Origin of the sequence: Methylobacterium amylolyticum, from assembly GCF_030700245.1 — a bacterium.
Lineage (GTDB): Bacteria > Pseudomonadota > Alphaproteobacteria > Rhizobiales > Beijerinckiaceae > Methylobacterium.
Window position 1 is genome coordinate 1 of sequence record NZ_JAUYZI010000028.1, and the last position, 13,878, is coordinate 13,878.

The 13,878-nt window shown below is 72.1% G+C and carries 12 protein-coding genes; 6 read left to right on the plus strand and 6 right to left on the minus strand.

Features of this window, described 5'->3' with window-relative positions:
- On the minus strand, positions 1-491 hold a 491-nt coding region (locus Q8W71_RS19345), incomplete at its 3' end, for a polysaccharide biosynthesis/export family protein (protein WP_305527116.1).
- Between the two features lie 458 nt (positions 492-949).
- Here Q8W71_RS19345 and Q8W71_RS19350 point away from each other — a divergent pair.
- The 4 genes from Q8W71_RS19350 to Q8W71_RS19365 all read left to right on the plus strand — a co-directional run bounded on the left by Q8W71_RS19350 (position 950) and on the right by Q8W71_RS19365 (position 5,079).
- On the plus strand, positions 950-1,990 hold the full coding sequence (locus Q8W71_RS19350) for an SGNH/GDSL hydrolase family protein (protein ID WP_305527035.1): 1,041 nt from the start codon (positions 950-952) through the stop codon (positions 1,988-1,990).
- Positions 1,990-2,730, plus strand: coding sequence for a GDSL-type esterase/lipase family protein (locus tag Q8W71_RS19355; protein ID WP_305527036.1), 741 nt, complete (start codon positions 1,990-1,992; stop codon positions 2,728-2,730). The genes Q8W71_RS19350 and Q8W71_RS19355 overlap by 1 nt, the downstream gene beginning before the upstream one ends.
- Before the next feature lie 80 nt (positions 2,731-2,810).
- A complete protein-coding gene (gene ade, locus Q8W71_RS19360) occupies positions 2,811-4,532 on the plus strand; it encodes an adenine deaminase (protein WP_305527037.1) in 1,722 nt (573 codons plus the stop codon).
- A gap of 121 nt (positions 4,533-4,653) precedes the next feature.
- Entirely contained in the window at positions 4,654-5,079 is a 426-nt protein-coding gene (locus tag Q8W71_RS19365; RefSeq protein WP_305527038.1) for an organic hydroperoxide resistance protein, read from the plus strand.
- Positions 5,080-5,149: 70 nt separating this feature from the next.
- Here the strand turns inward: Q8W71_RS19365 and Q8W71_RS19370 are convergent, their stop codons facing one another.
- The 5 genes from Q8W71_RS19370 to Q8W71_RS19390 all read right to left on the minus strand — a co-directional run bounded on the left by Q8W71_RS19370 (position 5,150) and on the right by Q8W71_RS19390 (position 12,468).
- Positions 5,150-5,992: an HTD2 family dehydratase gene (locus Q8W71_RS19370; RefSeq protein ID WP_305527039.1), complete on the minus strand. Its 843-nt coding sequence runs from the start codon at positions 5,990-5,992 to the stop codon at positions 5,150-5,152.
- A gap of 10 nt (positions 5,993-6,002) precedes the next feature.
- Positions 6,003-6,752, minus strand: a complete 750-nt coding sequence (locus Q8W71_RS19375) for a glucose 1-dehydrogenase (RefSeq protein ID WP_305527040.1) — start codon at positions 6,750-6,752, stop codon at positions 6,003-6,005.
- A gap of 23 nt (positions 6,753-6,775) precedes the next feature.
- Positions 6,776-7,939: a CaiB/BaiF CoA transferase family protein gene (locus tag Q8W71_RS19380; protein ID WP_305527041.1), complete on the minus strand. Its 1,164-nt coding sequence runs from the start codon at positions 7,937-7,939 to the stop codon at positions 6,776-6,778.
- A 295-nt stretch (positions 7,940-8,234) separates the two neighbouring features.
- Complete coding sequence (locus tag Q8W71_RS19385) at positions 8,235-11,381, minus strand: efflux RND transporter permease subunit (protein ID WP_305527042.1); 3,147 nt, start codon at positions 11,379-11,381, stop codon at positions 8,235-8,237.
- 1 nt (position 11,382) lies between these two features.
- Positions 11,383-12,468, minus strand: coding sequence for an efflux RND transporter periplasmic adaptor subunit (locus Q8W71_RS19390; RefSeq protein ID WP_370875479.1), 1,086 nt, complete (start codon positions 12,466-12,468; stop codon positions 11,383-11,385).
- 461 nt (positions 12,469-12,929) lie between these two features.
- Between Q8W71_RS19390 and Q8W71_RS19395 the strand changes: the two genes are divergently transcribed.
- Both Q8W71_RS19395 and Q8W71_RS19400 read left to right on the plus strand, forming a co-directional pair.
- Positions 12,930-13,154: an HOOK family protein gene (locus Q8W71_RS19395; protein WP_305527043.1), complete on the plus strand. Its 225-nt coding sequence runs from the start codon at positions 12,930-12,932 to the stop codon at positions 13,152-13,154.
- Positions 13,155-13,341: 187 nt separating this feature from the next.
- The gene (locus Q8W71_RS19400; protein WP_305527044.1) at positions 13,342-13,815 is read left to right on the plus strand and encodes a Ros/MucR family transcriptional regulator; all 474 of its coding nucleotides are present in this window, start codon (positions 13,342-13,344) and stop codon (positions 13,813-13,815) included.
- Positions 13,816-13,878: the final 63 nt, after the last annotated feature.

A 13,878-nucleotide genomic window follows, 5' to 3' on the forward strand; every position in this document is an offset into this window, starting at 1 on the left:
GAGACGAGCACCTGGGGCTGGATGGCCTTGCCGGCGAGTTCGCTCTCGATGAGCGCCTGCACGTCCTGGGGCCGGCGTCCGGCGACGTGGATGCGCCCGGCATAGGGCACGGAGATGGAGCCGTCGCGCCCGACCGGCTGCTCGGGGATGAGGGCGGACTTGGAGCCGGCGGAGAAGCGGTCGGCGACGAGCGGCCCGGAGAACAGGCCGCCGGACCCGGCCTCCCAGACGGAGACGGAGACCATGTCGCCGACGCCGATGACGGGCTCGGTGGAGGGTCTGTGGTCGCCGAAGGAGGCGAGCAGGCTGTCGAGGGGTCGGCCGCGCAGGGCCTCGACGGCGGCGGGGGAGACGTCGATGATCTCGTAGCGGGCGAGCAGGGCGCCGTCGGCGGTGGCGACCTCGGCGCCGGCCTCGATCGCCGAGGCGGTCGGGCCCGCCGCCGGCAGCGCCGTGCAGCCCGCCATCGATCCGGCCGCCAGCGCGGCCATCAGCGCAGCGAGCGCCGTCTTACGCGAACGGAAACCTCGCAAGGTACCTCCCGGGATGAACGAGACTGCGCGGATCGAGCGGTCGGGCTGCGACGGCGCCGCGCGTTCAAGCTCAGCCATATGTCCACTTCGTTTCAAAAGACGTTTTCCAGCGCGGAAACATCGCCGGCGCCCAGGGCGTCGGCGCACGCGTCGAGAACCGGAGCGCGCGGACGGGTCAGCGATCCGGTGCTTGGGCCCAGATTAGGGGCAAGAGCGTGACCATTCAGGCGTTGGGCGGTGACGGGATCCGTTTCTCGGCGCGGTGTGCCCCGGCCGCCACGCACCGCCCGGCCTGGGACGGCCCCGCGCGCGGCGCGGGGTCGCCCGTCGTCCGCAGGTTTCCCGCGGCACGCCCCCTCTCTATAACGCCCGCGGCGCGCGTGCCGCGGCGCCGGGCAGAGACGGGACCCCAGAGCATGGCCGAGCAGGCCTCCGACGACCGGGACGGCGCCGCGCGCCGCAAGTTCCTGCACCACTTCCAGAGTTTCAACGCCAGCATCCGCTTCCCGGCGCCCTACACGGGTTTCGCCGGCAAGCCGATGAAGCACATCGCCGAGCGCGGCTACGTCTACGACCCGCTGGGCTACCGCACCGACGCCCTGCCCGGCCCGCGCGCGGCCGAGGACCTGCGGATCTTCGCGGTCGGCGACAGCACCCTCCTGGAGGGCCTGTCCACCCCCGACACGCTCCCGGGCCGGCTGGAGACGGTGCTGCGGGCGACGCACGGGGCGCGGACCCGCGTCTACAATTTCGGCGCGATCTCCGCCTGCCTCAACCAGATGACCGCGCTGATCACCACCCGACTGATGGACATGGAGCCGGACCTGATCCTCGTGGTCGGCGGGGCCACCGACATCTTCCAGCCCTGGAGCTTCGACCCGCGCGCGGGCTACCCGTTCGACCACTTCGTGACCGAGTGCCTGCAGGACTACTTCTTCGATCCGAAGGACCCGCTGGAGCCGGCGCCGCCGCTCTCCTACGAGAATCTCCAGGCGCTGATCTTCCAGCGGCTCGCCAACCTGCGGGCGCTGACCCTGTGGCAATCCGAGCCGTGGGAGTGGGAGGTGGTGCGCCAGTTCGAGCTGGGGCTGAAGCGGCTCGCGCGCCTGTCGCGCGGCCTCGACATCCCGGTGCGGTTCGTCTTGCAGCCGACGGTGGTGCGCAAGACGACGCTCGTCGGCGACGAGCGGTCGGTCGCCTCGGGCGCGTTCCTGGCCTATCTCGACCGGCAGGTCGAGCGCTTCGCGCGGGTGGTGGCCGGCGTCGGGGACGGCCCGCTCGCCGGCCCGCATTTCGGGGTGCACGACCTGAGCGCGGCGTTCCGCGACGACGCCCGCGCGCTGTTCACCGACATCGTCCACGTCGATTCGTTCGGCCGCCAGGCTTTGGCCGAGCGACTGGCCGCCGACCTCGACGCCGTGCTGCCGCGGCCGGTCCAGGCGGAGGCCTCCGCCTAGTGGACGCCCCCGAGACCGCGCCGCCGGTCGCCGTGCCGCCGATCGTGTTCATCGGCGACTCGATCACCGAGCAGTGGAGCTTCTACCGGGCCGGGACCTTCGAGGCCTACGGGCTGATCCCGCGCGGCGTCTCCGGCGAGACGGCCGGCTGGGTCGCCCGGCGCTTTCGCGGCGAGCTCGAGCGCAGCGGCGCGCGCGGCGTCCACCTCCTGTGCGGGGTGAACGATATCGGCCGCAACGGCGGCGTGTTCGTGTCGACGGACGAGATCGTCGCCACCCTGCTCGGCATGCTCGACGAGGCCCGGGCGCTGGGGGTGAAGGCCTGGGTCGGCTCGATCACCCCCGCCGCCAACATCCCGTGGAACCCCGGGGTGCCGGACGCCCCGGCGATGATCGACGCGGTGAATGTCCGCCTGCGCGCCGAGGCCCCGGCGCACGGGGCGACCTTCATCGACTACTACGCCGTGCTGGCCGACGGGTCCGGCGGCCTGCGCACCGAGTACGGCAGCGACGGCCTGCATCTCAGCCCGGCGGGCTACGCGGCGATCGAGCCGCTGATGCTGACGGCGCTCGGGCGGATCGCGCCGCCGGCGACCGCCGCGACTCCCGCCCCCGCGGCGCCCGAGGCGCCGGCGCGGACGGCGTTCGGTCCGATCGGGCGCACCGGCGCGGCAGCGCTCGCGGCGCTCGCCGCCCTCGTGGTGCTGGTCCTGCTGGCGCTCGCCGTCGCGCGATCCTGAATCGCTCGAACCCGAACCGCCTGCATCCCATCCGGTTGACTCGATCCCGGCCGCCGGCCGGGGACACGGAGTGGGCGGCGATGACGGGCGCGGACGGCCTTCGCAGGCGGATCGATCAGGGCACCGGCCGCGCCGCGGCCGACCTCGTGCTCAAGGGCGGCCGGTTCCTCGACCTCGTCACCGGCGACCTCGTCGCCTCCGACGTCGCGGTCTGCGGCGACCGGATCGTCGGCACGCACGGGACCTACCGCGGCGCGCGGGAGATCGACGTGTCCGGTCGCGTGATCGTGCCGGGCTTCATCGACACGCATTTCCACGTCGAATCGTCGCTGATGCCGCCGCTGGAATTCGAGCGCTGCGTCCTGCCTCGCGGCGTCACCACCGGCGTGTGCGACCCGCACGAGATGGCCAACGTGCTCGGCACCGCGGCGTTCGACTGGTTCCTCGACGCCGCCGGGGCGATGGCGATGGACCTGCGGGTGCAGCTCTCCGCCTGCGTGCCGGCCGCGCCGGGTCTGGAAACCTCCGGCGCCCGGATCGAGGCAGCCGACCTCCTGCGCTTCGCCGGCCATCCCCGGGTGCTCGGGCTCGCCGAGGTCATGAACTTCCCCGGGGTTCTCGCGGGCGATCCGGACCTCCTGGCCAAGCTCGCTGCCTTCCAGGGCCGGCCGATCGACGGGCACGCGCCGCTGCTGCGGGGGCTGCCCCTCAACGGCTACGTCGCGGCCGGCATCCGCACGGAGCACGAGGCGACCACGGCGGAGGAGGCGCTGGAGAAGCTGTCGAAGGGGATGACGGTGCTGATTCGCGAGGGCTCGGTCTCCAAGGACCTGCACGCGCTCGCGTCGATCCTGACCGAGCGCACCGCGCCGTTCCTCGCCTTCTGCACCGACGACCGCAACCCCCTCGACATCGCCGAGGAGGGGCATCTCGACCACGCGGTCCGCACCGCGATCCGCCTGGGCTGCCCGCCCCTCGCCGTCTACCGCGCCGCCTCGTGGTCGGCGGCCCGCGCCTTCGGCCTGCACGACCGGGGCCTCGTCGCTCCGGGCCAGCGCGCCGACCTCGTCGTCCTCGACGATGTCCTGGGTTGCGCCGTCTCGCGGGTGATCTGCGCGGGGCGCCCCGTGGACGAGGCTCTGTTCGCGGACCGGGCGCCCGTCGCCCCGATCGGCCGCGGCAGCGTCCGGGTGCGGCGGGTGACGGAGGCGGATTTCGCCGCGCCGGGCTCCGGGCCCTCGACCCCGGTGATCGGCGTCGTGCCGGGCAAGATCATCACGCGGCGCCTCGACCTCGCCCTCCCCTACCGGGACGGCGAGCGCCGGATCGACCTCGATCAGGACGCGGTGAAGGTCGCGGTGGTGGAGCGCCACGGCCGCACGCCGCCGGGGCTGCGCGGCATCGGCGTCGCCTTCGTGAACGGGTTCGGCCTGAGGCGCGGGGCGATCGCCTCCTCCGTCGGGCACGATTGCCACAATATCACGGTGGTGGGTGCCGACGAGGCCGACATGGCGGTGGCGGTCAACCGGCTCGCCGAGATCGAGGGCGGGTTCGTGGTGGCCGCGGGCGGCCGGGTGCTCGCCGAGATCGCCCTGCCGCTCGCCGGGCTGATGAGCCTGCTGCCGTTCGAGGCGATCGGCCGGGAGCTCGGCGCCCTGCGGGCGGCGGCGCGCGGCCTCGGCTGCACCCTGCCCGAGCCGTTCCTCCAGGTCGCCTTCCTGCCGCTGCCGGTGATCCCGCACCTCAAGATCACCGATCGCGGCCTCGTCGACGTGGACCGCTTCGCGCTGATCGAGGCGTGAGCCGCCGGAACCCGGGGATGGCATGCGCGAGATATCGATTGCGCACAATCGATGTCCGGTCTACCCGTCTTCCCGGGCCGGCCCTAGATGCCGGGTCTCGCCCACAACCGGAGACCGCACGATGTCCGTCGACGTGAAGTACCGCACCACCGCCACCGCCACCGGGGGCCGCGACGGCGCGGCCAAGACCGAGGACGGATCGCTCAGCGTCAAGCTCTCGACCCCGAAGGAGCTGGGCGGTGCCGGCGGAGAGGGCAACAACCCCGAGCAGCTCTTCGCGGCGGGCTACTCCGCCTGCTTCCTCGGCGCCATGAAGGCGGTCGCCCCGTCGCTGTCGCTGAAGGTCCCGGCCGACACCTCGGTCACTGCCACGGTCGGCATCGGCCCGCGCTCCGAGGGCGGCTTCGGCATCACCGCCGACCTCAAGATCAGCCTGCCGGGCCTCGACCGCGCCGACGCGCAGAAGCTCGTGGATAAGGCGCACACGATCTGCCCGTACTCCAACGCGACCCGCAACAACGTCGATGTCGGCCTGACCGTCGTCTGATTTTTTTCGGATTTGGCCGCCGGACGCTCGCGCCCGGCGGCATTTTTTCGCCACCCGTGCCGCCCGCGAATCACGCTCCGGGTTCGGCGCTCGCCCGCATGCAGACGCGCCCGTCCGCGTCGAGGGTGACGCCCTCGAAGCCCGCCTCGGTCCGCCGCCCGCAGACGGAGAAGGTCTGGTTGGCGGTCATCGGCGAGAGGCCGCGATACCGGAAGATCCGCGGCACCCGCCCCAGCAGCGCCGCCGCGAGGTTGACGAGCAGCGTCGCCTGCATCGGCCCGTGCACCACGAGATCGGCGTAGCCCTCGACCTCCGTCGCGTAGGGCCGGTCGTAGTGGAAGCGGTGGCCGTTGAAGGTCATCGCCGAGTAGCGGAACAGCAGGACCGGCGTCGCCGGCACCCGCCAGACCCGCTCGTAGGCGGAGGCGTCGTCGCGGGCCGCCTCGGCATTCGCCCCGGTCTGCGCGCCTGCCGCCTCGCGGTAGACGATGTCCTGCCGCTCTCGGACGGCGAGGCCGCGCGGGCTCGACACCGCGTGCGCGACGGTGACGAAGCACAGGCTGCCGCTGCGCCCGGCCTTGAAGGCCACGTCGCGCACGATCTCGGTGCGCGTCACCCCATCGCCCGCGCGCAGGGCGTCGAGGAACTCCATCTCCCCGCCCGCCCACATCCGCCGCGGCAGCGGGACGGGGGGCAGGAACCCGCCCTTGGCCGCGTGCCCGTCGGGCCCGAGCGCGTCGGCGGCCGGCGTCTCGGGGGCGAGGCACCAGTGCAGGGCCGGCGGCGCCTCGCCCGGGCCGACCGGGGCCAGATGCGGCCCCAGGGTCGCCTGGAACTCGCTCAGCAGCCGGGGGGTGACGAGGTCGGTGCTCTCGCGCGTGCGGCCGATCCAGGCGGTGAGATCGGTGTCCATCGCGCCCGTCTCAGGCCGTGCGGCCGCCGTCGACCGGCAGGTCGATCCCGGTGATGAATTCGGCCTCGTCCGAGGCGAGGAACAGGGCCGCCGCGGCGATGTCCCGGGCCGTCGACATCCGCCCGAGCGGGATCGTGGCGATGAACCTCTGCCGGTTCTCGGGTGTGTCGGGCACGCCCATGAACTCTTCGAGCAGCCCGGTCGCGCCCATCACCGGGCACAGGGCGTTCACCCGGACTTTCCAGGGCGCGAGTTCGAGGGCCAGCGACTTGGTGGCGAGGCTCGCCGCCCCCTTGGACGCGTTGTACCACGTCAGCCCCGGGCGCGGCCGCAGAGCCGCGGTCGAGCTGACGTTGAGGATCACGCCGCCGCCGTTGTCGCGCATCAGCGGCGCGGCCGCGCGCACCGCGTGGAAGATCGACTTCACGTTCACCCGGAAGACTCGGTCGAAGTCGTCCTCCGTCACCTCCAGGAGCGGGCGGTTGCGGTGGGTGGTGCCGGCGTTGTTCACGAGGATGTGCGGCGCCCCGAATCGCGCGCGGGTCTCCGCGACCATCGCGTCCACGTCGGCGGCGGCACCGACATCGGCGGCGAGGGCGATGGCGCTCGGGCCGATCCCGGCGGCCACCGCCTCGGCGGCCTCGCGGCGGATATCGACCACGGCGACCCGCGCGCCCTCGGCCGCGAAGCGCTCGGCGATGCCCGCACCGAAGCCGCCGCCGGCCCCCGTGACGATCGCGATCTTGCCCTCAAGCCTCATCGTCGCCTCCCGATCCATCGCTTCTACGGACGCCCGGAGAACTCGGCGCGGATCCGCGCGCCGTGCTCGCCGAGACCCGGCACCGGCCCGAGCGGCCGCACCGCCCCGTCGATCAGCACCGGCGGAGCCACGATATGCGCGGTGCCGGCCGGGGTCTCCACCGGCGTGCGCTTGAGCGCCGGGTGGGTGGCGAGGTCGACCAGCCCGTTGACGAAGCCGTAGGCGGTGCCGGCGGCCTTCAGCCGGGCGGCGGCGGCGGCGCGGGTCAGCCGCACCAGAACGGCGCCGATGCGCAGGTCCACCGCCGCGCGGTTGGCGACGCGGGCGTTGTTGGAGTCGAACCCCTCCGCCCGCGCCAGCCCGGGCTCGCCCAGAACCGTCTCGCAGAAGAGCGCCCACTCGCGCTCGTTCTGGATCGCGATCAGCACGAGGCCGTCGTCGGCGGTGGGGTAGGCGCCGTAGGGGCTGATCGAGGGGTGGGCGAGGCCGAGCCGCTGCGGCGCCTTGCCCGTGCCCTCGAAGTAGAGCAGCGGCACGTTCATCCAGTCGGCGGCGCCGCTGAACAGGCTGACCGAGAGGGCACTCCCCGCCCCCGTGATGCCGCGGGCGATCAGCGCCTCCAGCACGGCGGCGTGCGCGTCCATCCCGCAGGCGATGTCGCAGGCCGAGACGCCGATCCGCCCCGGCCCGGCCGGGTGGCCGGTGATGGCCGCGAGCCCGCTCTCGGCCTGCACCAGCAGGTCGTAGGCCTTCATGTCGCTGTAGGCGTGGCCCTCGCCGTAGCCCGAGATGTCGACGGTGATCAGCCGGGGATGGCGCGCCCGCAGCTCCGCCGAGCCGAAGCCGGCCCGGGCGGCGGCGCCGGGCGCGAGGTTCTGCACGAACACGTCCGTCCGCGCGAGGATCGCGTGCAGCAGCCGCGCGTCCTCAGGATCCTTGATGTCGGCGACGAGGCTCTCCTTGCCGCGGTTGAGCCAGACGAAGTAGCTCGCCAGCCCGTTCACGGCGGCGTCGTAGCCGCGGGCGAAGTCGCCCTCGGCGCGCTCGACCTTGATCACCCGGGCGCCGGCATCGGCGAGCCGCGAGGTGCAGTAGGGCCCCGCCACCGCCTGCTCCAGGGCCAGCACGGTCAGGCCGGCGAGCGGCCGCGTCTTCCCGGTCTCCGCAGGGCGTTCCGCCGTCTCCACCCGTCCGCCCTCCCGTGCTGCATCCCGTGGCGCGTCCGGTGGCGCCCATCGTCGAGCGACGTGACATGCGGCAAGCCGGACGGCCCGTCCAATATCTCTTCGGCCTACCTTCGATACGAGAATCGTATGGATATCCGCCGGCCCCGGTATCGTCTTTCGAGGGCGGAGGTGCTGCACGTCGCCCGGGCTGCGACCCGGGGCGCGATCGGCGCGTTCCGGGCCGGCTTCACCGCCTCGGCCCCGTTCACACCCCGGTGGTGGGCGCGCCGCCGGACCGGGGACGGAGGCGTGAGCCCTACTCGGCCGCCCGCAGCGGCTTCGGGTGCGCCGCCGCACCGGCGGCGTCCGGAACCGCCTCCGGCGCATCGCGCCACGACAGCCGGTGGGCGAGCCCGTCGAGGTAGAGGTAGATCACCGGCGTGGTGAACAGCGTCAGGATCTGGCTGATCGCGAGGCCGCCGACCATCGCGTAGCCGAGCGGCTGGCGGATCTCGGAGCCGGTGCCGGTGGCGACCATCAGCGGGATGCCGCCGAGCAGGGCCGCCATCGTCGTCATCAGGATCGGGCGGAAGCGCAGCAGCGCGGCCTGCCGGATCGCCGCCTCCGCGCTCACCCCCTCCTCGCGCTCGGCCTCGATCGCGAAGTCGACGAGCATGATGCCGTTCTTCTTCACGATGCCGATGAGCAGGATGATGCCGATCAGGGCGATCAGGCTGAAATCGTAGCCGCCGAGCATCAGCGCGGCGAGCGCCCCGACGCCGGCCGAGGGCAGGGTCGAGAGGATCGTGATCGGGTGGATGAAGCTCTCGTAGAGCACGCCGAGGATCAGGTAGACCACGAACAGGGCGGCGAGGATCAGCAGCGGCACGGTCGAGAGCGAGGCGCGGAACGCCTGCGCGGTGCCCTGGAAGCCGGTTATCACCGTGGCCGGCACGCCCAATTCCCGGTTCGCCCCCTCGATCGCCGCCACCGCCTGCCCCAGCGCGACGCCGGGGGCGAGGTTGAAGCTGATCGTCACCGCCGGGAACTGGCCCTGGTGGTTGATGGAGAGCGGCGCGACGGGCATCGTCGTCCAGGTCGCGAAGGCCGCGAGCGGCACCTGCCCGCCGCCGATCGGCGCGCGCAGGTAGATCCGATCCAGGCTGTCGGTCGCCCCCTGGAGCGCCGGCAGGATCTCCAGGATCACCCGGTAGGTGTTGAGCTGGGTGAAGACCTGGGCGATCTGGCGCTGGCCGAACGCGTCGTAGAGCGTGTCGTCGATCATCTGCGGCGAGATGCCGAAGCGGGCGGCGGCGTCGCGGTTGATCGTCAGACTCAGGGTGGTGCCGCGGGTCTGCTGGTCGGAGGCCACGTCGCGCAGTTCCGGCAGGGCCTGGAGCCGCTGGAGGATGCGCGGCGACCACGTGTTCAGCTCGACGAGGTCCGGATCCTGCAACGTGTACTCGAACTGCGTGCGCGTGGTGCGCGAGCCGGTGCGCACGTCCTGCGAGGCCTGCAGGAAGGTCTTGACCCCCTGAAGGCGCTCGAGCTGGGGCCGCAGCCGGTCGATCACTTGGAAGGCGGTCGCGTCCCGGTGGTCGCGAGGCTTCAGGGTGATGAACATGCGGCCGGTGTTCAGCGCCTGGCCGTTGCCGCCGATCACCATCGCCACCGTGTCGACCGCCGGGTCCGCCTGGACCACCGCGCCGACCCGCTCCTGGTGCTCCTTCATGGCGGCGAAGGAGATGTCCTGGGCGGCCTCGGTGATGCCGACGACGAGCCCGGTATCCTGCTGCGGGAAGAAGCCCTTCGGGATGACGATGAACAGGTGGATCGTCAGGGCCAGCGTCGCCAGGAACGACATCAGGGTCAGGAAGCGGTAGCGCAGGGCGAGGTCGAGCCCGGCCGCGTAGGCGGCGAGCAACCGGTCGAACGCCCGCTCGCTCATGAGGTACAGCCGCCCGTGCCGGGCGGCCCCGTGCGGCTTCAGCAGCCGCGAGGCCATCATCGGCGTCAGCGTCAGCGAGACGAAGGCCGAGACTGCGATCGCCATCGACAGCACGATCGCGAACTCGCGGAACAGCCGCCCGATGATTCCGCCCATCAGCAGGATCGGGATCAGCACCGCGATCAGCGACACCGAGATCGAGACGATGGTGAATCCGATCTCGCCCGCGCCCTTGAACGCGGCCTCCATCGGCCGCATCCCCTCCTCGACGTAGCGGCTGATGTTCTCCAGCACGACGATGGCGTCGTCGACCACGAAGCCGACCGAGATCGTCAGCGCCATCAGGGAGATGTTGTCGAGGGTGTAGCCGAACGGCCACATCAGCGCGCAGGCGCCGAGCAGGGCCAGCGGCACCGTCACGCTCGGGATCACCGTCGCCCAGAAGCTGCGCAGGAAGACGAAGATCACCGCGATCACGAGGGCGATCGTCAGCAGCAGGGTGAATTGCACGTCCTCCACGGAGGCGCGGATCGTCTGGGTGCGGTCGCTCAGCACCTCGACCTTCATCGCCGCGGGCAGCGTCGCGGTCAGCCGCGGGAGCTGTGCCTTGATGCTGTCCACCGTGTCGATGACGTTGGCGCCGGGCTGCTTGAAGATCACGAGGAAGACGCCGCGGCGGCCGTTGGTCCAGCCCGCCTGCTTCATGTCCTCCGGGCCCTGGACCGCTTGGCCGATGTCGCGCACCCGCAGCGGCGCCCCGTCGCGGTAGGCGACGATCACGTCGTTCCACTTGTCGGCCGCGGTGAGCTGGTCGTTGGCGTAGATGGTGTAGCTGCGCCGCGGCCCGTCGATGTTGCCCTTGGGCCCGTCCACGGTGGTGACGGACAGCGGCAGCCGCACGTCCTCCAGCGAAAGGCCCTTGGCGACCAGCTTGGCCGGATCGACCTGGATGCGGATGGCGGGCTTCTGCTGGCCGCCGATGAACACCTGCGCGACGCCCGAGATCTGGCTGATGCGCTGCGCGAGCTGGATGTCGGCCGCGTCGCTGACCTCGGTCAGCGGCATGCTGTCGGAGGTGGCCGAGAGCAGCAGGATCGGCGAATCGGCCGGGTTGACCTTGCGGTAGGTCGGCGGGCTCGGCAGGTTTTTCGGGAGCTGGCCGCCCGCGGCGTTGATCGCGGTCTGGATGTCGCCGGCCGCCGCATCGATGTTGCGGTTCAGGTCGAACTGCACCGTGACCACCGAGATGCCGAGCGTGCTCGTCGAGGTCATCTGCGAGACGCCGGGGATCTGCGAGAACTGGCGCTCCAGCGGCTGCGCCACCGACGAGGCCATGGTCTCGGGGCTCGCCCCCGGCAACTGGGCCGTCACCTGGATCGTCGGGAAGTCGACCTGCGGGAGCGGCGCGACGCCGAGCAGGGGGTAGGCGACGATCCCGAGGAACAGGATGCCGATCATGACGAGCGTCGTCGCGACCGGATAGCGGATGCTGGCGCTGGAGAGGCCGCCCGACATCTCAGTGGGCGCCCGGCTGCGCGCCGCCGCGCGCCTGGGCGGTGCGGGGCGGGTGCGCGTCGGCGACGAGGCTGCCGTCCTGCACCTTGTACTGGCCGGCGGTGATCACCCGTTCACCGGGGGAGAGGCCGCCGAGGATCTGCGTGCGGCCGGCATTCGAGCGCCCCGCCCGGATCGGGCGCTGCTGGGCGCGGCCCTCGGCGTCGACCACGTAGGCGAACAGGCCCTCGGGCCCGTGCTGGATCGCGTCGTCGGGCACCGTCACCGCGTCCGTCACGACCCCGATCCGGGTCCTGGTGGACACCGACAGGCCGGGCCAGAGGGCGTTGTCGCGGTTCTCGAACGTGGCCTTGAGCCGGATGGTGCCGGTCGCGGTGTCCACTTGGTTGTTGAACAGGGCGAGCGTCCCGGCCGAGAGCCGGGCGGTCCCCTCCGTGCTCCACGCCTCGACGGGGACGGTGCCGGCCTTCAGCGCCGCGGTGATCGCCTGGAGCTGCTCCTCGGGGGCGGTGAACACCACGAAGATGGGCTCGACCTGGGTGATCGTCACGATCGCCGATTGCCCCGAGGCGTTGATGATGTTGCCGATATCCACCTGCCGGAAGCCGGTGACGCCGTCGATCGGCGCGCGGATCGTGGCGTAGCCGAGCTGCGTCTGCGCGTTGTCGATCGCCGCCTGATCGGAGGCGACCTGGGCGGTGAGCTGCGCCACCATCGCCGTCTGGGTCTCGAGCTGCTTGCGCGAGGCGTAGGAGCCGAGGCCCGTGTAGCGGTCGAGGTCGAGGCGGGCGTTGCCGAGGTTGGCGACGTCCTGCTCCTTCTTGGCCTTGGCCTGGTCGAGGGAGGCTTGGTAGGGCCTCGGATCGATCTGGACGAGAAGGTCGCCCTTGCGCACCTTCTGGCCCTCGCGGAAATCGACCCGCTGGATCTCGCCGTCGACGCGGCTGCGCACCTGCACGGTGTTGTAGGCCTGGACCGTGCCGAGCCCGTTGAGCACCCGGTCGAAGGCGCCCTGCTCCACGGTCGCGAGGCTGACCGGCACGGGCAGCGGCGCGGGCTTGTCCGCCCGCACCGCGGTCTCGGTCATCCGCGCGTAGCCGTAGGCGCCCCCGGCGACGAGCCCGAGCAGGATCACGAGCGGCAGCGACCGGCGCGCGCGGATGCGCCGCCGCGCGTGGCGCCCGGCACCCGGGGCTTCGACCCGACGCCCGCTAGCTTCGGGCTCGCGCCCGCTCGGCGACTCCACCCGCGGCCTCCCTCACCTCCGACCTTCGGACCCTCGCGGATCCCGGGGCGGTTGATCGAACGCTAACATTCCGGGGACGATCACGCAGCCGTCCGACGCGGCCCGGAGCGGCGCTATCGCCCGACCGTCACAGGAAATGTATTCATTTCGGGTCCCGGACCGCGGACGCGCCCCCGCGACCCGCTGTCGCGGGCGATAACCGCTCCGACGCGGCCGCGGGATACACGTCCGCCGTCGCCCTATGAGCGTGACGGCCGGTCCCGCGGACCGGATCCCGCAACCGGCTGACGTCGAGGACCGGAATGGCCGACAGCGAACTGGACGCGATGCGCGAGGTGCACGCCGCGCTCCTCGAAGAGCGGCGGAACATCGCACGCGCGGTGGCCCGGCTCCGCAACACCCGGCGGCTGAAGGGGACCCTCCTGCCCGGCGACGGAGCGGAATCGGGCGCGCGGATCCTGGAGATCCAGCAGCAGATCGCGGCGGTCGAAGCGATCGTGGCGGCGCTGGCAGGTCCCGGTGTGTGACGCCGCACGTCGCGACGGCGATTTATCCGCAACACCGCGAAGCGGAAGCGTTCAGTAACCGAATGTCACCGGTTCATGCGCCTGAGTTCTGTGGGTCCGCGGCTCAAGCATGGCCCTGGATCTTGAAACCGCGTGCCAAGTCACAAAGATTGTGCACGAATCAATCATCGTCACGAGGAATGCAGGAATGCGCGAGGAAGCGGGCGAGGCGTCGGCGAACGACCGGACGCAGGAGATCACGCTGCTGGCTGGCGACATCGTTTCCGCGTACGTCTCCAACAATTCGGTTCCCGTCGCCGAGCTTCCGGGGCTCATCGCCAGCGTTCACGCGGCGCTCGCACGCCTCGGGTCCGGCATGAGCGCCCAGCCCGAGCCGGAGCCGGTCGAGCAGCCCGGCGCCGCCGAGATCCGCCGGTCGATCGGGCGCGACGGCCTCGTCAGCTTCATCGACGGCAAGACCTACAAGACGCTCAAGCGCCATCTCACCAGCCACGGCCTCGACCCGCGCAGCTACCGGGAGCGCTACGGCCTGCCGGGCGACTACCCGATGGTCGCCCCCGGCTACGCCGAGCAGCGCTCGGCGCTCGCCAAGGAGATCGGCCTCGGCCGTCCGGGGGCGCTGGCCGAGCGGCAGGGCCGCGGGCGCCGCGACGCCGCCTGAGGCCGTCCCCCCGGATCGGGGCCACCGTCCCGGCGGTCGCCCGTGGCGGTTCCGGATGACGTT